Origin of the sequence: Paraburkholderia sp. Cpub6 (assembly GCF_014201065.1) — a bacterium.
GTDB classification, from domain to species: domain Bacteria; phylum Pseudomonadota; class Gammaproteobacteria; order Burkholderiales; family Burkholderiaceae; genus Paraburkholderia; species Paraburkholderia tuberum.
The window spans coordinates 248,024-268,165 of the sequence record NZ_JACHDM010000006.1; the positions used below are offsets into that span (position 1 = coordinate 248,024).

Annotated in this window: 16 protein-coding genes and 1 tRNA gene; 8 read left to right on the forward strand and 9 right to left on the reverse strand. The window is 65.8% G+C overall.

Annotated features, from left to right (window positions below):
* Positions 1-3: 3 nt before the first annotated feature.
* The 5 genes from HDG33_RS14075 to HDG33_RS14095 form a co-directional block, all read right to left on the reverse strand.
* Positions 4-1,371: an MATE family efflux transporter gene (locus HDG33_RS14075; protein WP_184028758.1), complete on the reverse strand. Its 1,368-nt coding sequence runs from the start codon at positions 1,369-1,371 to the stop codon at positions 4-6.
* Positions 1,372-1,412: 41 nt separating this feature from the next.
* Entirely contained in the window at positions 1,413-1,721 is a 309-nt protein-coding gene (locus tag HDG33_RS14080) for a DUF2288 domain-containing protein (protein ID WP_090801091.1), read from the reverse strand.
* Between the two features lie 997 nt (positions 1,722-2,718).
* Positions 2,719-3,045 carry a hypothetical protein gene (locus HDG33_RS14085; RefSeq protein ID WP_090801089.1) on the reverse strand — a complete coding sequence of 109 codons (327 nt, stop codon included), beginning with the start codon at positions 3,043-3,045 and terminating at the stop codon, positions 2,719-2,721.
* 94 nt (positions 3,046-3,139) lie between these two features.
* Positions 3,140-3,862 (reverse strand): peptidoglycan DD-metalloendopeptidase family protein, encoded by a 723-nt coding sequence (locus HDG33_RS14090; RefSeq protein WP_184028358.1) that lies wholly within the window; start codon positions 3,860-3,862, stop codon positions 3,140-3,142.
* A gap of 153 nt (positions 3,863-4,015) precedes the next feature.
* Positions 4,016-4,924 carry an aldose epimerase gene (locus HDG33_RS14095; protein WP_184028361.1) on the reverse strand — a complete coding sequence of 303 codons (909 nt, stop codon included), beginning with the start codon at positions 4,922-4,924 and terminating at the stop codon, positions 4,016-4,018.
* A 586-nt stretch (positions 4,925-5,510) separates the two neighbouring features.
* On the opposite strand from HDG33_RS14095, the gene HDG33_RS14100 reads away from it, so the two are divergent.
* From HDG33_RS14100 to HDG33_RS14120, 5 genes are all read left to right on the forward strand, one after another.
* A complete protein-coding gene (locus HDG33_RS14100) occupies positions 5,511-6,341 on the forward strand; it encodes an undecaprenyl-diphosphate phosphatase (protein WP_184028364.1) in 831 nt (276 codons plus the stop codon).
* A 119-nt stretch (positions 6,342-6,460) separates the two neighbouring features.
* A tRNA-Arg gene (locus tag HDG33_RS14105) sits at positions 6,461-6,537 on the forward strand.
* 189 nt (positions 6,538-6,726) lie between these two features.
* Complete coding sequence (locus tag HDG33_RS14110) at positions 6,727-8,292, forward strand: methyl-accepting chemotaxis protein (protein ID WP_184028367.1); 1,566 nt, start codon at positions 6,727-6,729, stop codon at positions 8,290-8,292.
* A gap of 114 nt (positions 8,293-8,406) precedes the next feature.
* Entirely contained in the window at positions 8,407-8,790 is a 384-nt protein-coding gene (locus HDG33_RS14115; RefSeq protein WP_184028375.1) for a hypothetical protein, read from the forward strand.
* A gap of 46 nt (positions 8,791-8,836) precedes the next feature.
* Positions 8,837-9,286: an NUDIX hydrolase gene (locus tag HDG33_RS14120; protein ID WP_184028381.1), complete on the forward strand. Its 450-nt coding sequence runs from the start codon at positions 8,837-8,839 to the stop codon at positions 9,284-9,286.
* A gap of 16 nt (positions 9,287-9,302) precedes the next feature.
* Here HDG33_RS14120 and HDG33_RS14125 read toward each other — a convergent pair whose 3' ends face one another.
* Positions 9,303-10,196 carry a transporter substrate-binding domain-containing protein gene (locus HDG33_RS14125; protein WP_184028761.1) on the reverse strand — a complete coding sequence of 298 codons (894 nt, stop codon included), beginning with the start codon at positions 10,194-10,196 and terminating at the stop codon, positions 9,303-9,305.
* Positions 10,197-10,397: 201 nt separating this feature from the next.
* On the reverse strand, positions 10,398-12,107 hold the full coding sequence (locus HDG33_RS14130) for a glutamine--tRNA ligase/YqeY domain fusion protein (RefSeq protein ID WP_184028384.1): 1,710 nt from the start codon (positions 12,105-12,107) through the stop codon (positions 10,398-10,400).
* Between the two features lie 349 nt (positions 12,108-12,456).
* Here HDG33_RS14130 and ggt point away from each other — a divergent pair, with 349 nt between their 5' ends.
* Entirely contained in the window at positions 12,457-14,253 is a 1,797-nt protein-coding gene (gene ggt / locus HDG33_RS14135) for a gamma-glutamyltransferase (RefSeq protein ID WP_184028387.1), read from the forward strand.
* Positions 14,254-14,308: 55 nt separating this feature from the next.
* Positions 14,309-14,869: an alpha/beta hydrolase gene (locus HDG33_RS14140; RefSeq protein WP_184028390.1), complete on the forward strand. Its 561-nt coding sequence runs from the start codon at positions 14,309-14,311 to the stop codon at positions 14,867-14,869.
* A gap of 18 nt (positions 14,870-14,887) precedes the next feature.
* Here HDG33_RS14140 and HDG33_RS14145 read toward each other — a convergent pair whose 3' ends face one another.
* Entirely contained in the window at positions 14,888-16,108 is a 1,221-nt protein-coding gene (locus tag HDG33_RS14145; protein ID WP_184028764.1) for a CaiB/BaiF CoA-transferase family protein, read from the reverse strand.
* A gap of 289 nt (positions 16,109-16,397) precedes the next feature.
* Here HDG33_RS14145 and alaS point away from each other — a divergent pair, with 289 nt between their 5' ends.
* On the forward strand, positions 16,398-19,034 hold the full coding sequence (gene alaS / locus HDG33_RS14150; RefSeq protein WP_184028394.1) for an alanine--tRNA ligase: 2,637 nt from the start codon (positions 16,398-16,400) through the stop codon (positions 19,032-19,034).
* Positions 19,035-19,194: 160 nt separating this feature from the next.
* Here alaS and HDG33_RS14155 read toward each other — a convergent pair whose 3' ends face one another.
* Positions 19,195-20,115 carry a LysR family transcriptional regulator gene (locus tag HDG33_RS14155; RefSeq protein WP_184028397.1) on the reverse strand — a complete coding sequence of 307 codons (921 nt, stop codon included), beginning with the start codon at positions 20,113-20,115 and terminating at the stop codon, positions 19,195-19,197.
* Positions 20,116-20,142 lie beyond the last annotated feature (27 nt).

Consider the following 20,142-nt stretch of genomic DNA (forward strand, 5'->3'; position numbering starts at 1 on the left):
GCGCTAGGCGGCCGCAATCCCCCGCGACACGCCCGGCAGGTAACGCGCGAGCGTTGCGCCACGCGTGGCCATGAAGATCAGCAGCGCGATCCACAGCCCGTGATTGCCGTGCCACGCGAGCAATGCCGACGCCGCCGCCACGAACACCGCAAGCGACACCACCATCGACATCATCAGCTCGCGCGTTCGCGTCGCGCCGATGAACACGCCGTCGAGCAGGAAGCCCCACACCGAAATGACCGGCGACAGCGCCGCCCACGGCAGATAGGTTTCGGCCGCGGCACGCACGGCGGCCTGATCGGTCAGCCGCTCGATGATCCACGCGCCCGCGCCCCAGTACACGCACGAGAAGCCGAGCGCGCCGAGCGCCGACCACAGCGCGGTGACCTTGACCGCCTGCGCGAACGCGTGACGATCGCGCGCACCGATCGCCGCGCCGACCAGCGCCTCGGCCGCGTGCGCGAAACCGTCGAGCCCGTACGCCATGAAGGTCTGGAAATTGAGTAGCAATGCGTTCGCGGCGAGCGTCGCGTCGCCTTGTCGCGCGCCGAGATGCGCGAACCAGCCGAACGACGACAGCAGGCACAGCGTGCGCACGAAGATGTCGCGATTGAGCACGACGAGCCGCTTCAGCGCGGCGGCGTCGAACAAGGCGGCGCGATTCAGCGCGGGCAGGCCGCGCGGCCTGCCGTGCCATAGCAGGGCGAGCCCGAGCACGAAGCCGAGCGCGTCGGCGGTCGCGGTAGCCGCGCCGATGCCGGCCACGCCCCAATGAAACGCGTACACGTACAGCAGCACCGCGGCGATGTTCACGCTGTTGATGAAGACCTGCGACAGCAATGCGAGCCGCACCTGCTGCGTGCCGAGCAGCCAGCCGAGTATCACGTAGTTGCCGAGCGCGAGCGGCGCGGCCCAGATGCGCGCGTGGCAATAAACCTGCGCGTGCTGCTGCACGGCGTCGCTGCCGCCGATCGCCCGCAGCGCATAGTCGATCAGCGGTTGCTGCACGAGCAGCACCAGTGCGCCGATCGCGGCCGCCATCAGCAGTGCGCGCACGACGGTGTTGCGCAACTCGTCGCTGCGGCCCGCGCCGTGCGCCTGCGCGACGAGGCCGGTCGTGCCCATGCGCAGGAAGCCGAAGCCCCAGAACACGAAGTTGAAGAAGAGCCCGCCGAGCGCGACGCCGCCGAGGTAAGAGGCACTGTCCAGATGACCAGCGACGGCGGTGTCGACCGCGCCGAGGATCGGTTGCGTCAGATTCGCGAGGACGATCGGCAACGCGAGCGCGAGCACCCGGCGATGCCAGCGCACCGGCAGCGCGGGCGCGCTGGCTGGGTGTGCGGCGGGTTCGGATCGCGCGGCGAGGGGCATACCGGCATCGGGCGTACCGGCATCGGGCGTCCTCGCGTCGTTCAAGAGCGCTCCTGCACGCACACCCAAGGAGAGACGACGACGGCCCACAGCTCGGGGTCGCGCGCGGCGAAATCGGCGGCCGTCTCCGACTGAACGCGCACGACGAGGCCGGAGGACAACCATTGGGCGACCCGGGTGGTGTCGTCGTTGGCGATTGCCTCGGCGACGCTCACGAGATCGAGGTCGCGCGCGACGTGCAGCAGTATGCCGCGCGCAAAAAAACGTTCGAGTTCGCTCCAGCCGATCTTGGCGGTTTCGCCGAGCAGCTTCGCATAAAGGGGGCTTTGGGAGGCGTCGTTGGAAGTCATCGTGGACAGGGTCGGACGGGGCCGTCACTATAAACTATTGGCAAGGACCGGCGGGCCGCGTGGCGGCCTTGCGCAACGTGCCGGGCGGTTTTTTATGCAGCGCTGACTGAATCGGATTCTGAACCTGGATGCCGGCGGATTCAACGACGGCGGCACACGAGGCGTGCCGCCCACCAGCACCGGCCATTAATCGTCCGAATATTCAAAACTGAAACGAGTTTGAATGCGGTTTCAATATTGTCGGCGGAATTGTCAATGTTAAAGATTTCACTATTCGCGAATTTGTTGTGAAAACGTATCGGCGCTTATTCGGAAGAGTTGCCGCGACTAATCGATGCGTTACGTGCGTTTCCGCACCAAGTTAATATTCGCGAGCCAAAGCGGCGTTATTGCCGAATGAGTTAGTGTTATTCGGCCAGACGTCTTTCCTCTGCTGGTTTGGCGGGACTTTCCGCCGATAGCCCAGGAACATTAGCCGGTGCGATACTCCGACATTCCTGGTTTGAATGATTCGGCGTGTGGAGTATCCCAGCTGCGGCGCATTAAGCCGGTCTGATTCCGACATTTCCGATTCACGGATTGCGGAATCCGTACGCCGTGTAACATTGGCCGCAAAATTAATGCATTGCGCTTGGAAATACAGATTGTTAGATTTCGTTCTGGCGCATGGTGAACCGGTCCTTTGCCGATATGCGCCGAACCCCCGTTAGCCCGGCCTCGTGCCGGGCTTTTTTTTGAATGGATTTACGCGGATGTTTAACCTGCCGCGGCGATCTTCACCACGAATTCACATATGCGGCCGATGATGGTGGATTATTTGTTTCGGCGCGAGACTCATGACCGGGGTGATCATTTTTGTCGGCGTATGGCTAATCGCGCTCGCGTTGCTGGTGCGCTTCGCCGCGCGCATCGATCCGCGCTCCGGGCGCTGGCGGCGCCGCTAAGCGGTGACGCTCTGCCGCTCGGCGGCCGCGCGTGCCGCACGGCCCGCTGCCTTTTACTGCTTGCAGCGGATGACCATCGAACGGTTTTTCACATTCGCGCCGAAAATCCCACCGATCGTGCCGCCCGACGTCGCGCCGTTGTCGACGTCTTTCGAAACCACGTCGTACCCGTAGTTGCCGCAGGTTTCGCCCGCGCGCTTGTAGCACTCGGCCCAGCTCGTGCTGGCATCGCTGCCGCTGCAGTTGATCGCGAAGCCGGTGTCGCCGCTCGGCAGATAGGTCATCGTGGTCGTGGTCGAGCAGCCGCCGAGGCCGCCGAGCGTCAGGAGGCCAAGACTGATCGTCGCAGCCGCCGCGACGCGCGCCAATGGGCTTTTCATTTCAGATTCCTTGCAGATAACCGAAGGGCGTGGCGCGCAGCCACGCCGCTTCGAATTGAGCGTTTATAGCACGGCGGGTTCTCGCGCCCGTCGCCTAGCGTGGTGGCAGTTCTTTCGACGGATCGATCGAGCGGCCCTGGTAGCGCAGTTCGAAATGCAGCATCACGCGATCGGTATCGGTGTCGCCCATTTCGGCGATTTTCTGGCCGCGCTTGACCGATTCGCCTTCCTTCACCAACAGCGCGCGGTTATGCGCGTAAGCGGTCAGATAGTCGGCGTTGTGCTTGAGGATCAGCAGATTGCCGTAGCCGCGCAGACCGTTGCCCGCATAGACGACGGTGCCAGGCGCCGCCGCGACGATGGGCGTGCCGGCCGCCGCGGCAATATCGATACCCTTCGAGTTGCCGCCGTCGAAACGGCGGAACACCGTGCCGTCGGCCGGCCATACCAGCGAGATCGACGCGGGCGCGGTCGCCGGCGCAGTGTCCGCGGGCGCAGGACGCGGCGCGGCCGCCGCGCTCGCGCTGCCACTGCTGCTATCGCCACCGCCGCTGCGGATCGCGCCGCTCGTCGACGCCGCGCCGCCTGGCGGCGCGACGCGCAGCACCTGGCCGACCTCGATCCTGTCGGGATTGGTCAGGTTGTTCCAGCGTGCGATGTTCTGCACCGATTGCCGGTTGCCGCGCGCGATTTTCGACAGCGTGTCGCCCCGTTCGACCCGGTAGTAGCCCGGTCCCACCGGCGCCGACCCGCACGCGGCGAGCAGCGCGAGCAATGCCGCGCAGCCGAGTCGTTTGATTCTTGTCGTTTCCAGCATTGGACCTCGCAAAGCACTGCCGCGCGCTGATCCCGATCACGCGGCACAGACAGACAAAGCGTTCGATTCTAACGGTTTTGTGTTGCGCCCCCCGGCGAGGAGAGCGAAGTGGCGGGCGGCCGCTTCGAGCGGCTCGCCGCCGGCGCCGGCGTATCAGCTGGTCTTCTCGACGGTAATGCGCAGTGCCGCCGTTTCGGTTTGTCCCGGCTCGAGCCAGCGCAAACCTCGGCCGTTGTGGATCGCATCGGGCAACCCGAGCCACGGCTCCACGCAGTAAAAGTCCGACTGCGGCGTTTCAGTCCACGTCGTCACCGCGTACCAGGGCACCGAGCCGGGCCGCTGCAGATCGATCGTGATCACGCGATCGATGCCCGGCGCCTCGACCCTCACCGGTCGATCGGGCGTGCCGGTCAGGCAATGGAAGCGATCGTAGATCCGGTCTTCGTCGAGCGTGTAGCTCGCTTCGCCCGGCTCGGCGGGGCTGATCGAGCCGTCCTCGAGCTGACGGCACCGCTCGGTGCGCGGCAGTTCGATCGTCGTTTGCGCGCGCTGCGTGTGCGGCAGCGTGAAGTAGAAGTGATGGCCGGCGTAGTAGGGCAGGCGCGCGTCGCCGGTATTGGTGGTGGTCAGCGTCACGTCGAGCGTGCGCGGATCGATGAGCTCGTAGGCGGCCTCGAAGCGGAAGCCGAACGGATAGGAGCTGCGGGTCGCGTCACTGTCGGTCAGAACCATCCGCAGGCCGGCGCCATGCACGTCGGCGTGAGGCTCGAACGGCAGGTCGCGCGCGAAGCCGTGCATTGGCAGCTCGCGCACGGTGCCCCGCGCGTCACGCCAATAGCCGATCTTGCCGTCGACGCGATGACGGCCGAGAAATGGAAACAGCAGCGGATTGCCGCCGCGAATCCGCGCGGGCACGCTCCAGTCGGCGTGCTCGGGCCAGTGAATCACCTCTTCGCCGTCGATCGTCCACGACAGCAGACGGCCGCCGGCTTGCGGCGAAAAACGGAGCACCGAGGCGTCCTGGGCAATCTCGAGAATGTCCTGTTCCGGGGAGAGGGGCATGGTCAATAGCTAGCCAGATAGAGGTTGAGGGTCGTGCAAAGCGGCCGCGTGGGTCGGCCGTTGCCTCTGCATCGAAGCGGCGTTTTGCGCCATTCGCGGCGACAGCGTCTCGCGCGGCGAAACCGCGATTTTGCGCTGCTTTGCGCTACGGGGAAACCCTTCCCGGGAAATTGCGGGTGTCGGAAAAGGGCGAATCCTATTGATAATCCGGCTGAGCGTCCGGTCCATCCGACTCCCGGGCGAATCGGCTCAGGAGGCATCATGGATCTCGCAATGGCAATGGCGGTGGGCTTATTCGGAATATTCACCGCCAGCACGTACTACTTCTTCCACTCTCTCAAGCGCTGATCCGCTGGTTTCATTCCCTGCTTTCGCAGCACGCGCGCGACGAATCCGCCGCCCGCTTTCTTGCTCTCGCGTAACAACGGTGTCGAGTTGTGACGCGGCGCGTCAATATCTCTCCGAATGTGGCCTAACCGCTTGGCGCTGAGTGTGTAGCCAGGCATAATCGGTGCGCCTTTGACGCGCCGGCTCCCCCTTTTGTGCGGCGCGCAGTTCCCGACACTTTGCTTACAAGGATCGCCGCGTGAACCTGTCGTTTCTCATTTTTCTGAGCGTGCTGCAAGGCGTTACCGAACTGTTTCCGGTGAGCAGTCTTGGCCACACGCTGCTCGTGCCAGCCCTGTTCGACATGCATATCGACAAGCATGCACCGCAACTGCTGCCATTCCTCGTCGCCCTGCATCTCGGCACCGCGTTCGCGCTGCTGTGGTACTTCCGCGCGCGCTGGTACGCGCTGGTGCGCGGTTTCTTAGCGTCGCTCGGCGGCCGCCGCAACGACGACGGTCACATGATGTGGGCGCTGATCATCGGTACGATTCCGGCGGGCCTCGTCGGTCTCGTGCTGGAAAAGCGCCTCGAGGCGCTTTTTCATGATCTGCGGATCGTCGCGATTGCGTTGATCGTGAATGGCGTGCTGCTGTGGTTCGGCGATCGTCTGCAACGCGCGCGCGCGCATCAACCGCCGGAAAAGCTGACGTTCCGCCAGGCGTTCTTCGTCGGCCTCGCGCAGATCGGCGCGCTGATTCCGGGCTTCTCGCGCAGTGGCCTGACGATGATCGCCGGCAATGCGGCCGGCCTCACCACCGAGAAAGCCGCCGAGTTTTCGTTCTTGCTCGGCACGCCGATCATTTTCGCGGCTGGCGTACTCGAACTGCCGAAGCTGCTTCACGCGCCGAGCCAGCTTGCCGACGCGGTGCTCGGCGGCGTGCTGACCGCGATCGCAGCGTACCTGAGCGTGCGTTTCCTGATGCGCTATTTCGAAGGCCGCGGACGTCTCGCGTCGTTCGGCGCGTACTGCGCGATCGCGGGGATCCTGTTCCTCGGCTGGTTCATGCTGCATCCGCAGCCGGTCTGAGCGCGCCGGGCGATCGGTTATAATCCGGGCCCGGTTGGTTGCAGCTCAGTTAGAATTTTAGTTTGTGGGAAATCGGGCGGCTCGCCGCGAGTGCCGGTTTCATGCAGATATCGATCCATACGGCAGTAGCTCAGCTGGATAGAGCATCGGCCTTCTAAGCCGAGGGTCGGGGGTTCGAGCCCCTCCTGCCGTACCAGAATCATCGAAGGGTTACAGGTTTCGCGCCGGTAACCCTTTTTGTTTTTGTGCCATGTTGCGCGCCCGGTGGCTGCCAGGCTGTCGCGTGTTCGTACGGCTCGCTTCGGGTGTTTCCCGACTCAGGAAATCGCGCGCGGCGCCGTTAATTCAACAGAACCGTGTGACGCGCCGCGATGGAGGAATCAGCGTGAACCGACTTAGCCTCAACACCAAACTCTGGCTCGCGCTGCTGATTACGTGGCTCGGCCTGCTCGGCCTCGGCGGCTGGGCCGCATGGCAGTCGCGCGCGACGATGCTGGCCGAGCGCAAGTCGGCGGTGCAGAACGTCGTGGAAAGCGCGTACGGCATCGTCGCCGACTACGCGCAGCGCGCCGACCAGCACGAGCTGACGCCCGAACAGGCGCGGCAGCAGGCGCTGGCGCGCCTGTCCGCGATGCGCTACCCCGGCAGCGGCTACATGATCGTGTCGACTGCCACGCCGGTCGTGATCATGCATCCGATGCTCGCCGATCTGCGCAACAAGGACGTGTCGCACTACGCGGACAGCGACGGCAAGCTGCTGTTCGTCGAAATGGTCAAGGTCGCGCAGGCGCACGGGCAGGGCTTCGTCGATTACATGGGCCGCCTCGCCGGCAACAACGAGCGCGTGCCGAAGATCAGCTTCGTCAAGCGCTTTGCCGCGTGGGACTGGTTTCTGATTTCGGGTGTCTACGTCAACGACATCGACGCGGCGTTCCGCGCCGACCTGCTGCGCTATCTGCTGACGATCCTCGTGATCGGCAGCGTCAGCACCGTCGCGCTCGTGCTGATCATCCGCAACGTGAAGCGCAGTCTCGGCGGCGAGCCCGCCTATGCGGCGAGCGTCGCGCAGACGATCGCCGACGGCGATCTGTCGTGCCCGGTCACGCTGGCCGGCGACGATCAGGAAAGCATGCTGTTCGCGATGCAGCGCATGCAAAGCCGCCTCGCCGACGCGATCCGGCGCATTCGCGGCGGCACCGAAACGATCACGGTCGCGGCCGAAGAGATCGCCGCGGGCAATCTCGATCTGTCGGCGCGAACGGAACAGCAGGCGTCGTCGCTCGGCGAAACGGCCGCGAGCATGGAGCAGCTGACGGCGACCGTCAAGCAGAACGCCGACAACGCGCTGCAGGCCAATCGCATGGCGCGCTCGGCGTCGCAGCTCGCGGGCGAGGGCGGCGAGGCCGTGCAGCACGTCGTCGCGAACATGCAGAGCATCGCGGCGAGCTCGGCGCGGGTGGTCGATATCATCGGCGTGATCGAAAGCATCGCGTTTCAAACCAACATCCTCGCGCTGAACGCGGCCGTCGAAGCCGCGCGCGCCGGCGAGGAGGGCCGCGGCTTCGCGGTCGTCGCGGGCGAGGTGCGCAACCTCGCGCGCCGCAGCGCCGACGCGGCCAAGGAGATCAAGACGTTGATCGAGGATTCGGTCGCTCGCGTCGGCAGCGGCAAGACGCTCGTCGAGAAGGCGGGCGGCACGATGGAGTCGCTCGTCGATGCGGTGAAGCGCGTGACCGACATCATCAGCGAGATTTCCGCCGCGTCCGACGAGCAGAGCCGCGGCATCGAGCAGGTCAATCTCGCGATTGCGCAGATGGACGAGACCACGCAGCAGAACGCGGCAATGGTCGAACAGGCGGCGGCCGCCGCGCAGTCGATGCAGGAGCAGGCGCAGATGCTGCGCGACGTCGTCAACACGTTCCGCCTGCAGGGGACGGCCGCCGCGCGTTGATGGCCGCGTCGATGGCGCGCTGCCTGCCGAAGTGTGCATGCTATGCTTTTGAGGTCAGGATCAAAAGCCGCCGTGCGCCCGTGCGCGCCGTGCACACTTCGAGGAGAGTCCTACATGTCGTCGCGAACCCGTGTGCTGTTCCACCTCAGTGCCGCGAGCCTCCTGCTCGGTGCGGCGATCGGCGCGCAAGCGGCGAACCTCGGCTTTCTGGGCGACACGCCGATCACCTATATGAGACAGCGTGACAACGACTCGATCAAGCATGCGGTCATGAGCGCGCTCAATGACAGGAAGGACGGCGAGAGCTTCACGTGGGTCAACGACGGCACCGGCAATAGCGTGAAGATCGACGCGACCATCTCGATGGACAGCACCTCGACCGAAGGCGCACGCACCTGCCGCACCCTCGGGGTCGTACTCAATGCGAAAGGGCAATCGATGAACCTGCGTCCGAACTTCTGCAAGGAAGGTGGCGCCTGGCAGCTGCAGAAGCGTTGAGCATGCGTGAGCGCGGCGCGAGAGGTGCATGCAGTGAGGCTGCGCGATGAGCCCGCGAATCGTCTCGTGCGGGATCGTGCTGCTCGATCCCGACGGACGCGTGCTGCTCGCGCACGCCACCGAAACGACGCACTGGGACATCCCGAAAGGCCAGGGCGAGGACGGCGAGGCGCCGCACGTGACGGCGCTGCGCGAGATGGTCGAGGAAACCGGCATCGCGCTCGAGGCCGATCGGCTGAAGGATCTCGGCCTGTTCGTCTACCGGCGCGACAAGGACCTGCATCTGTTCGCGGCCCGCGCGGGTGCCGGCGAGCTCGATCTGAGCACGTGCACCTGCACGTCGCTGTTTCCGCGCCGCTCGGACGGCACGCTGATCCCCGAAATGGACGACTACCGCTGGGCGTCGATCGAAGAGGTGCCGCGCTACGCGAGCCGTAGTCTGACGCGGCTCTTCGAGACGACGCTGTCGCTCACGGAGTTGCACCGGTCGCTATAGACGGCGCACGCCGCCGTCAATCGAGCGCGTGGTCGTTCGGATGCGCGAACAACGCGCGGTTCTGCTCCGACAGCGGGAAATTGACGTTGATGCCATGCGGCGGAATCGGCTGCGTGAACCACTGCCGATACAGACGCTCGGCGTCGCCGGACGTCTGCGAGCGCACGATCACGCGATTCACGAGCGCGCGGAACGGCTCGTCGCCCTTGCGGAACATGCACGCATAAACCTCGTAGCCAAGCGGCGTGCCCGTCACGATGAAATCGTCGGGATGCGGGTCGGTCGCCTTGAAACCGTAGACGATCGGCTCGTCCATCACGAACGCCACCGCGTGACCGTCCTTCATCGCGTTGAAGGCGTCCTGATGGTCGCGCACGCTCATGATGCGCATGTTCAGCTGCTTGTCGGTGTTGAGGCTGCGCAGCAGGCGCTCGTCGGACGTGCCCGCGGTCGTCACGACCGGCTTGCCGGCCAGATCGGGGAAATCGGTGATGCCGCTGTTCCTGCGCGTGATCATGCGCACCGCGTACTGGAAAAAGCTGTCTGAAAACGCGGCGACGTTTTCGCGCTCGACCGTGTGCGTGGTCGAGCCGCATTCGAGATCGATCTGGTTGTTCAGCAGCATCGGCGTGCGGTTCGACGACGTTACCGTGATTTCGTGAACCCGCAGCTGCGCCATGCCGAGCGTTTTCCTGATTTCATCGACGATCTGCATTGCGATCGCCTGCGAGTAGCCGACCGTGCGCTTGCCGTCGAAGTACGAGAACGGGATCGACGCCTCTCGCACGCCGAGCACGACGACGCCGTCGTCGTGGATCTTTCTCAGCGTGCCGGTCAGTTCATCCGCGCGGGCGGGGCCGGTGAACGCGAGCACGCCGCAGGCGGCCAGCGTAAGCAGCACGCTGTGCATGCCGCGCAGCAGACGCGGGAAGCGTGAGCCGCGCGCGCTCCGTGCGACGCGAACCCTGCCTTCAGACCCTTCCCCGTGGCGGCCTGCAACCTTCATCGGACCTCCCGGACCGGCGCGCTCGGGCGAGCGCGCAGTGAGTGTCGATCGAAACATCCGGCAACCCGGATGGGCCCGCAACGCCGGGCCCTCGCCGGCGCGGGCTCAGGCCGGCTTGCCCCAACTGTCGCGCAGACTGACGATGCGGTTGAATACGGGCTTACCCGGCTTCGAATCGACGCGGTCGGCGACGAAGTAGCCGTGGCGCTCGAACTGGTAGCGCTGCTCCGGCAGCGCATGGCGCGCGCCGGTTTCGAGGTAGGCCTGGACCACGCGTTTCGAGTCCGGATTCAGCGCTTCGAGGAAGTCGCGGCCGCCGGCGTCCGGTTGCGGTTCCTTGAACAGCCGGTCGTAGATGCGTACTTCGGCCGGGCACGCGGCCGCCGCGCTGACCCAGTGGATGTTGCCCTTGACCTTGTAATTGTTCGCGCCTTCGGTGCCCGATTTGCTGTCCGGGAAGTAGTTGCAGTGCACCGCGACGATATTGCCGTTCTCGTCCTTGTCCGCGTGCGTGCATTCGATCACGTAGCCGTAGCGCAGCCGTACCTTGTTGCCCGGGAACAGGCGGAAATAGCCTTTCGGCGGCGTCTCAGTGAAGTCCTCGCGCTCGATCCACAGCTCGCGCGAAATCGGAAACTCTCGCATGCCCTGTTCCGGATGATGCGGATGCACCGGTGCGTGGCACGGCTCGGTGAGGCGTTCGGGGAAGTTGTCGATGATCAGCTTGACCGGATCGAGCACGGCGGCGATGCGCGGTGCCTTCTCGTCGAGATCGTCGCGCAGCGCGCCTTCGAACACGCTCATGTCGATCCACGAGTCGACCTTGGTCACGCCGATGCGCTCGCAGAACAGCTGGATCGACTCGGGCGTGAAGCCACGCCGGCGCACGCCGACGATGGTCGGCATGCGTGGGTCGTCCCAGCCTTCCACATGGCCTTCGTTGACGAGTTGCAGCAGCTTGCGCTTGCTGGTGATCGCATAGGTCAGGTTCAGGCGCGAAAACTCGATTTGCTGCGGCAGCGGACGCCCGAAGACACCGGCCTCGGCGAGTTCGTTCAGGATCCAGTCGTACAGTGGGCGGTGATCTTCGAACTCGAGCGTGCACAGCGAATGCGTGATGTTTTCGAGCGCGTCCGAGATGCAGTGCGTGTAGTCGTACATCGGGTACACGCACCAGGTGTCGCCGGTACGGTAGTGATGCGCGAAGCGGATGCGGTAGATGACCGGGTCGCGCATGTTGAAGTTCGGCGACGACATGTCGATCTTCGCGCGCAGCACGTGCTCGCCTTCCTTGAACTCGCCCGCCTTCATGCGGCGGAACAGGTCGAGGTTTTCCGCGACCGAACGCTCGCGGAAGCGCGACGGCGTGCCGACCTCGGCGGCCGAGCCGCGGTTCGCGCGGATTTCCTCGGCCGACTGGCTATCCACGTAAGCCTTGCCGCGCTGGATCAGCAGCTCCGCGAACTCGTACAGCTTGTCGTAGTAGTCGCTCGCGAAGTACAGATGCTCGGTGCGGTCCTTTTCCCATTCGAAGCCGAGCCAGCGCACCGAGTCGATGATCGACTCGACGTACTCGACGCTTTCCTTCTCCGGATTGGTGTCGTCGAAGCGCAGATGGCACACGCCGCCGTAGCTGCGCGCGACGCCGAAGTTCAGGCAGATGCTCTTTGCGTGACCGATGTGCAGATAGCCGTTCGGCTCCGGCGGGAAGCGCGTTTCGACACGCTGGTTCCATTTGCCGGTGCGGTTGTCGTCGTCGATGATGTTGCGGATGAAATTGGATGCCGCGGGCGCGTCGTTGCGTTCGGTATTCATGCGAGAAGATGAGAGTCCATGGGGGCGCGCAATGCGCCCGTGTAGCCGTCAATTCTACCTGACGAGCCCGTTCGCGGCAGGTGGTTGCGGCGCGCAGCCAACGGCGCAGTGAGTTTGGCGCGGCTGCCGGAGTCAGGGAAGCCGGCGCGCGGGGCTGTAACAGGAGGTAAAACGGGTTGGCGACGCGCGACGCGCCGACTTAGGATGCGCTGCTGCGCGCGGCCCGCGCGCCTGTGCTGGGCCTTCGCGCGGGGCGGGCTTGCTCGAGCCGTCCACGCTGTCCTCATCTTCCTGCACGAGGCTCCGCTGCTCGTGCGCCATGCTCGCCTCGTTGCCGGAGTTTTCTCGGATGTCTGTCCCGACGCACGGCGCGTTTCGCGCGCCCTTTGCCCGCGCTTTGGCTAGCGCCCGATTTTCTTGCCGTAACCGTCGTGTGCTCGCTTCGGCCTGGTTTGCCGTGCTTGCCGTGAACGTGGCCGCGCCGCTGTCCGCCGCCGCGAAAACACCGGCGCCGAAGCCGGCGCTCGATGCGTCGGCAGTCGCCGCGCCGGACAGCTACAGCGCTGACACCGCGCAGCAGATCTTCGCCGCAGGCGGCAACGCGGTCGATGCCGCGGTTGCGATGGCCTTCACGCTCGCCGTCACGCGGCCCGATGCGGGCAACCTCGGCGGCGGCGGCTTCATGACGCTGCTGGTCGACGGCAAGCCGTATTTTCTCGACTATCGCGAGCGCGCGCCGCAGCAGGCGACCCGCGACATGTACCTCGACGACAAGGGCAACGTGGCGCCGGGCATGAGCACGGTCGGGCATCGCGCGGCGGCCGTGCCGGGCACTGTCGATGGCATGTGGGAAGCGCAGCGGCGCTTCGGCAAGCTCAAATGGAAGCAGGTGCTCGCGCCCGCGATCCATTACGCGACCGACGGCTTCCAGGTCGACCCGCGGCTGCAGCAGCGACGCGACGCGGCCGCCAAGAGTTTCGCGGGCAAGACCAATTTCGACGCCTACTTCGCGAACCTGAAGGCGGGCGCGATGCTGCGCCAACCGGAACTCGCGCAGACGCTGGGGCGGATCGCGAGCGACGGCGGCCGCGAGTTTTACGAGGGCCGCACCGCTCAAATGATCGCCGCGCAGATGTACGGCCACGGCTTGATCACGAGCCAGGATCTGAGCCAGTACAAGGCTCTGTGGCGCGAGCCGCTCGCGGCCGACTGGCACGGCTACCGCGTGATCACCGCGCCGCCGCCGAGCTCCGGCGGCCTCGGGCTGATCCAGATGCTGAAGATGCGGGCCGATCTGCAGCCGGCGTTCGACGGCCTTGCGTTGAATTCTGCGCCGTACATCCATCTGATCGCGCAGATCGAGGATCGCGTGTTCGCGGACCGGCAGCGCCATATCGGCGACCCGGACGCATCGCCGGTGCCGGTCGCGAAGCTGATCGACGACGCCTACCTCGCGCAGCGCGCGGCCGAAGTCAAAGCCGACGAAGCGCCGGCCGCCGCGACGGTGAAACCCGGTGTCGACGGCGGCGCGGCGGCGGAGAAGGCGCAAACCACGCATTTCTCGGTGGTCGACAAATGGGGCAACGCGGTGTCGAACACCTACACGCTGAACGGCGATTTCGGCTCCGGCGTCGTGGTGGACGGCGGCGGGTTCCTGCTGAACGATGCGATGGACGATTTCGTGATCAAGCCAGCCGTCGCTGGCGCGACGGGCGCGGCGTCGACACCCGGCGCCGCCGATGCCGAGCCGGATGCGATCGCGCCGGGCCGCCGCCCGATTTCGTCGATGACGCCCACGCTGCTGCTGAAGGACGGCAAGATCGCGCTAGCGATCGGCACGCCCGGCGGCTCTCGCATCCTGACGACGATCTTCCAGGTGATGACGAATCTGTACGACTTCGACATGTCACCGACGGACGCGCTCGCCGCGATGCGTTTCCATCATCAGCTGCTGCCGCCAAAGACGATCTACTTCGAGCCGTACCGTCGCGCGCCGGATGAGCTCGCCACACAATTGAAGGCGCTCGGCTTTACGGTCGAGCAGCAGTCGTTCAACGGCGACGTGCAGATGATCCGCGTGGACGGCACGACACCCGAGCCCGCGAGCGATCCCCGTGGTGGCGGCGTGGCGCGCGTGATACGGTAGACGGCCCGCCGCGCTATCCCGCGAGCGGGCGATAAGCCGAACACGGGGAAGCACAATGAGCGAACACCAACCAACCACACTCGTATTGCCGGGCTATCTGGACTCCGGCCCAGGCCACTGGCAAACGCGCAGGGAAGCGCTCGATCCCGCGGTCGTCCGCGTGCAGATGCCGGACTGGGACCACCCTTCGCGCGACGCCTGGTGCCGTACGCTGGCCGCCGCGCTTGACGCCGTGGACGCGCCGGTCGTGTTCGCCGCTCACAGCCTCGGCTGTCTGACCACGGCGTTCTGGGCCTCGCAGTACGCAAGCGCGGCGCAGCTCGCGAAGGTGGCCGGCGCGCTGCTGGTCGCCGTGCCCGATCCGGACCAAGCGCACTTCCCGAGGGACGCGGGCGGCTTTGCACCGGTGCCGCTCACCCGCCTGCCGTTTGCGACGATCGTGGTGGCGAGCAGCGACGATCCTTATGGCGGCGTGCCGTTTTCACAAACCTGCGCGAACGCGTGGGGCAGCCGCTGGGTCGGGATCGGCGCGCGCGGCCACATCAACGCCGACAGCGGTCTCGACGATTGGGACGAGGGGCGGGACTGGCTGGCTTCGCTAACGGCGATGCGCTGAGTCTCGCCGCCTTCTCGATCAGATCACCGCTTTGCGCTTCAACTCGGCAATCGTCTGCGCGTCGTATCCGAGCACGTCGCTCAGCACCCGCTCGGTATGCTCGCCGAGCAGCGGCGGATGGCTCAGCGCCTGCGGCGGCGTGCCGGTCATGGTGATCGGATTGCGCACGAGCTTGACCGTGCCGCCCGACGGATGCGGCAGATCGACCTGCAGACCGCGCGCGACCACCTGCTCGTTGTCGAACACTTCGTCGAGATTGTTGATCGGCCCGCACGGCACGCCGGCCGCTTCGAGCGCCGCGATCCATTGCTGCTTGCCCTGCAGGCGGACCATGTCCGCGAGCATCGGCACGAGCAGTTCGCGGTTGCGCACGCGCGCGGGGTTGGTTGCGAAACGCTCGTCGTCGGCGAGTTCCGGGCGGCCGCCCACTTCGACGAACTTGCGGAACTGTCCGTCGTTGCCGACCGCGACGATGATCCATCCGTCGCTGGTCTGGAAGGTCTGGTAGGGCACGATGTTCGGATGCGCATTGCCCCAGCGCACCGGCGGCTGGCCGCTCGCGAGGTAGTTCGAGTTCATGTTGGCGAGCATCGCGACCTGCACGTCGAGCAGCGCCATGTCGATGTATTGGCCAACGCCGGTGCGGTCGCGGTGCGTGAGCGCGGTCAGCACCGCGATCGTCGAGTACATGCCGGTCATCAGGTCGGCGATCGCGACGCCGGCCTTCTGCGGGCCGCCGCCCGGCTGACCGTCACGCTCGCCGGTGATGCTCATGAAGCCGCCGATCCCCTGCACGATGAAGTCGTAACCGGCGCGCTGCGCATACGGGCCGGTCTGCCCGAAGCCCGTGACCGAGCAGTAGATCAGGTCGGGCTTGACCTCTTTGAGCGAGTCATAGTCGAGGCCGTACTTCTTCAACTGGCCGACCTTGTAGTTCTCGAGCACGACGTCGCTTTGCGCGGCCAGTTCGCGCACGATCCGCTGACCCTCGGGCGACGCGATGTCGAGCGTGACCGAGCGCTTGTTGCGGTTCGCCGCGAGATAGTAGGCGGCCTCGCGCGTGTCCGCGCCGTCCGGCGTTTTCAGATAGGGAGGCCCCCAGTGGCGCGTGTCGTCGCCGACCTCGGGGCGTTCGATCTTGATGACGTCGGCGCCGAAATCGGCGAGCGTCTGCGTGCACCACGGACCGGCGAGCACGCGGGTGAGATCCAGCACGCGGATATGACTGAGAGCGCCCATGTTCCTGAATGTCTCCTGATGGTTGCAGGCCGCGCGGCGAGCTGCCATGCGTTATTTCGCGCGAAGTTTCGCGGAAGTCATCTTAAGCGATTCGCGCTCGCGGGCGCAGTCAGCCGAACGTCATGGCGCGGATCGGACGATCGGACACGCGAGCGCCAACCAGGCGGCGCGCAGCGCCGCGCGCGCTTGCCGATCCCGTATAATCAGTCGTTTAAAGAAACAGACAGTTGGCGCATCCCACCGACCGCCAGTCTCCGTCAGGAACCGTCAGGACCGTCCCCCGCCCGCTATGAAAGCCGCTGAAATCCGCGAGAAATTCCTCAAGTTCTTCGAATCGAAGGGCCATACGATCGTCCGTTCGTCGAGCCTCGTGCCCGGCAACGACCCGACACTGCTCTTCACCAATTCGGGGATGGTGCAGTTCAAAGATGTGTTCCTCGGCGCGGAATCGCGTCCGTATTCGCGGGCCACGACAGCGCAGCGCAGCGTGCGCGCCGGCGGCAAGCACAACGACCTCGAGAACGTCGGCTACACCGCGCGTCACCACACGTTCTTCGAGATGCTCGGCAACTTCTCGTTCGGCGACTACTTCAAGCGCGACGCGATCCACTACGCGTGGGAACTGCTGACCGGCGTCTACCAGCTGCCCAAAGACAAGCTCTGGGTCACCGTCTACCAGGAAGACGACGAAGCGCACGACATCTGGGCGAAGGAAGTGGGCGTGCCGGTCGAGCGCATCATCCGCATCGGCGACAACAAGGGCGCGCGCTACGCATCGGACAACTTCTGGCAGATGGCCGACACCGGCCCGTGCGGCCCGTGCTCGGAAATCTTCTACGACCACGGCCCGGACGTGTGGGGCGGGCCGCCGGGATCGCCCGACGAAGACGGCGACCGCTACATCGAAATCTGGAACCTCGTGTTCATGCAGTTCAACCGCGACGCGCAGGGCAACATGACGCCGCTGCCGAAGCAATGCGTGGACACCGGCATGGGCCTCGAGCGCATCGCCGCGGTGCTGCAGCACGTGCACAGCAACTACGAGATCGACCTGTTCCAGGCGCTCATTCAAGCCGCTGGCCGCGAAACCGGCGTGACCGATCTGGGCAACAACTCGCTGAAGGTAATCGCCGATCACATCCGCGCGTGCTCGTTCCTGATCGTCGACGGCGTGATTCCGGGCAACGAAGGCCGCGGCTACGTGCTGCGCCGTATCGTGCGCCGCGCGATCCGCCACGGCTACAAGCTCGGCAAGAAGGGTTCGTTCTTCCATCGCCTCGTCGCCGACCTCGTCGCGCAGATGGGCGACGCTTACCCTGAACTGAAGCAGGCCGAGCAGCGCGTGACCGACGTGCTGCGTCAGGAAGAAGAGCGCTTCTTCGAGACGATCGAGCACGGCATGTCGATTCTCGAGGCCGCATTGGCCGATCTCGGCGCCGCAGGTGGCAAAACCAGCGGCAAGACGCTCGACGGCGAACTCGCGTTCAAGCTGCACGACACCTACGGCTTCCCGCTCGACCTGACCGCGGACGTCTGCCGCGAGCGCGAAGTGACGGTCGACGAATCCGCGTTCGACGACGCGATGGCGCGTCAGCGCGAGCAGGCTCGCGCGGCGGGCAAGTTCAAGATGGCGCAGGGCCTCGAATACTCGGGTGCGAAGACCACCTTCCACGGCTACGAAGAAATCGTCTTCGACGACGCGAAGGTCGTCGCGCTGTACGTCGATGGCGCGTCGGTGCAGCGGGTGCAGGCCGGCCAGCACGCGGTCGTCGTGCTCGATCACACGCCGTTCTACGCCGAGTCGGGCGGCCAGGTCGGCGACCAGGGCGTGCTCGCCAACGCCAGCACGCGCTTTGCGGTCGTCGATACGCTGAAGGTTCAGGCCGACGTGGTCGGCCACCACGGCACGCTCGAGCAGGGCACGCTGAAGCTCGGCGACATCGTCAAGGCCGAAATCGACGCGGTGCGCCGCGCCCGCACGGCGCGCAACCACTCGGCCACGCACCTGATGCACAAGGCGCTGCGCGAAGTGCTCGGTTCGCACGTGCAGCAGAAGGGCTCCCTCGTCGACGCCGACAAGACCCGCTTCGACTTCGCCCACAACGCGCCGATGACGGACGAGCAGATCCGCCGCGTCGAGGAAATCGTCAACGCCGAAGTGCTGGCGAACGCGCCCGGCATCGTGCGTGTGATGTCGTACGACGAGGCGGTGAAGGGCGGCGCAATGGCGCTGTTCGGCGAAAAGTACGGCGACGAAGTGCGCGTGCTCGACCTCGGCTTCTCGCGTGAGCTGTGCGGCGGTACGCACGTGAATCGCTCGGGCGACATCGGTTTCTTCAAGATCGTGATGGAAGGCGGCGTCGCGGCCGGTATCCGTCGCGTCGAAGCGATCACCGGCGACAACGCGGTGCGCTACGTGCAGGAGCTCGAAGCGCGCGTCAACGCGGCCGCGGCCGTGCTGAAGGCACAACCGGCGGAACTCACGCAGCGCATCGGCCAGGTGCAAGACCAGGTGAAGGCGCTCGAGAAGGAACTGGGCGCGCTGAAGTCGAAGATGGCGTCGAGCCAGGGCGACGAACTCGCGGGCCAGGCGATCGAAATCGGCGGCGTGCATGTGCTCGCGGCGACGCTCGAAGGCGCGGACGTGAAGACGCTGCGCGAAACGGTCGACAAGCTCAAGGACAAGCTGAAGAGCGCGGCGATCGTGCTCGCGTCGGTGGAAGGCGGCAAGGTCAGCCTGATCGCGGGTGTGACCGCCGACGCCAGCAAGAAGGTCAAGGCGGGCGAACTGGTCAACTTCGTGGCCCAGCAGGTCGGCGGCAAGGGCGGCGGCCGTCCGGACATGGCGCAGGCCGGCGGTACCGAGCCGGCCAACCTGCCGGCGGCGCTCGCGGGCGTCAAGGGCTGGGTCGAAGGGCAGCTTTGATTCTGATGGTCGGTTGAGTCCGGCTCGACTCGAAGTCGAGCCGGGTTCGACGAAGGGGCCACGCGGTGCGCCAGCAGGATCGGCGCGTTGCGTGGCCCCTTCGCTTTTGCTGAAGCCGACCGGTTTGCGTCGAACCTGGTCGGCGGGGCGGATTCAACGATCAGACCACATTCGCATCCGCGGACGCCACCGCATCCACCTCGGCTGTCCCTTCCTGCGACGCCACCAGCGTGCGTCGCAGCGCATTGAGCGCCGCCGAAAAATGCCCGCGTCGCCACACCAGCAGCGTGTCGATCATGCCGATATCGGGCAATTCGTGCACCGCGATATTGCTCGTGTCGGTCGCCAGATCGAGCACCGAGCGCGGTGCGACGGCGACGCCCGCGCCGGCCGCCACGCACGCGACGATCGCGTGATACGAGCCGAGCTCCAGCACCCGTTGCGGCCGCGTGCCGTGCTCCAGATACCACTTCTCGATATACGCGCGATACGCGCAGCCCCGCTCGAACGCGATCAGCGTCGATAGCGCGATGTCGCGCACTTCGCGGATCGGCCGATGACCGCGCGGCGTCAGCATCACGAGTTCCTCGCGGAAGATCGGTACGGTCTCGAACAGATCGCCGAGCGTGGCCGGATCGAGCGGCGTCGCGACCAGCGCCGCATCGACCTCGAACTCGCGTACTCGCTCGATCAGCCTGCCGGTCGTGCCGGTCTCCAGTTCCAGTTCGACGGCCGGCCATTGCTGGTGATATTGCGCGAGCAGGCCCGGCAGACGCGTCGCCGCGACGCTTTCCATCGTGCCGAGACGCAGACGCCCGCTCGGACGATCCTCGCGTACCGCGTGCCGCGCCTCGTCGGCGAGCGCGAGCAGCCGTTCCGCGTAGGGCAGCAGCGTCTCGCCGGCCGGCGTCAGCACGAGGCGGCGGCCGTCGCGGATGAACAGCTCGGTGCCGAGCTGCTCCTCGAGCTGCTTGATGCGCGTGGTCACGTTCGATTGCACGCGATTGAGCTTCGCCGCGGCGCGCGTCACGCCGTTTTCGCGCACGACCGCGCGAAAAATGGTCAGAGCGGCCAGATCCATGATTCTCTCCTGGCGATGAATAACATT

Bases quoted from the DNA above. Each gene is read 5' to 3' on its own strand.
- HDG33_RS14155 (WP_184028397.1), bottom strand. From the start codon at position 20,115: ATGGATCTGGCCGCTCTGACCATTTTTCGCGCGGTCGTGCGCGAAAAC.
- ggt (WP_184028387.1), top strand. From the start codon at position 12,457: ATGTCTGTCCCGACGCACGGCGCGTTTCGCGCGCCCTTTGCCCGCGCT.
- HDG33_RS14125 (WP_184028761.1), bottom strand. From the start codon at position 10,196: ATGCACAGCGTGCTGCTTACGCTGGCCGCCTGCGGCGTGCTCGCGTTC.
- HDG33_RS14095 (WP_184028361.1), bottom strand. From the start codon at position 4,924: ATGCCCCTCTCCCCGGAACAGGACATTCTCGAGATTGCCCAGGACGCC.
- HDG33_RS14115 (WP_184028375.1), top strand. From the start codon at position 8,407: ATGTCGTCGCGAACCCGTGTGCTGTTCCACCTCAGTGCCGCGAGCCTC.
- HDG33_RS14080 (WP_090801091.1), bottom strand. From the start codon at position 1,721: ATGACTTCCAACGACGCCTCCCAAAGCCCCCTTTATGCGAAGCTGCTC.
- HDG33_RS14075 (WP_184028758.1), bottom strand. From the start codon at position 1,371: ATGCCCCTCGCCGCGCGATCCGAACCCGCCGCACACCCAGCCAGCGCG.
- HDG33_RS14120 (WP_184028381.1), top strand. From the start codon at position 8,837: ATGAGCCCGCGAATCGTCTCGTGCGGGATCGTGCTGCTCGATCCCGAC.
- HDG33_RS14145 (WP_184028764.1), bottom strand. From the start codon at position 16,108: ATGGGCGCTCTCAGTCATATCCGCGTGCTGGATCTCACCCGCGTGCTC.
- alaS (WP_184028394.1), top strand. From the start codon at position 16,398: ATGAAAGCCGCTGAAATCCGCGAGAAATTCCTCAAGTTCTTCGAATCG.
- HDG33_RS14085 (WP_090801089.1), bottom strand. From the start codon at position 3,045: ATGAAAAGCCCATTGGCGCGCGTCGCGGCGGCTGCGACGATCAGTCTT.
- HDG33_RS14090 (WP_184028358.1), bottom strand. From the start codon at position 3,862: ATGCTGGAAACGACAAGAATCAAACGACTCGGCTGCGCGGCATTGCTC.
- HDG33_RS14140 (WP_184028390.1), top strand. From the start codon at position 14,309: ATGAGCGAACACCAACCAACCACACTCGTATTGCCGGGCTATCTGGAC.
- HDG33_RS14130 (WP_184028384.1), bottom strand. From the start codon at position 12,107: ATGAATACCGAACGCAACGACGCGCCCGCGGCATCCAATTTCATCCGC.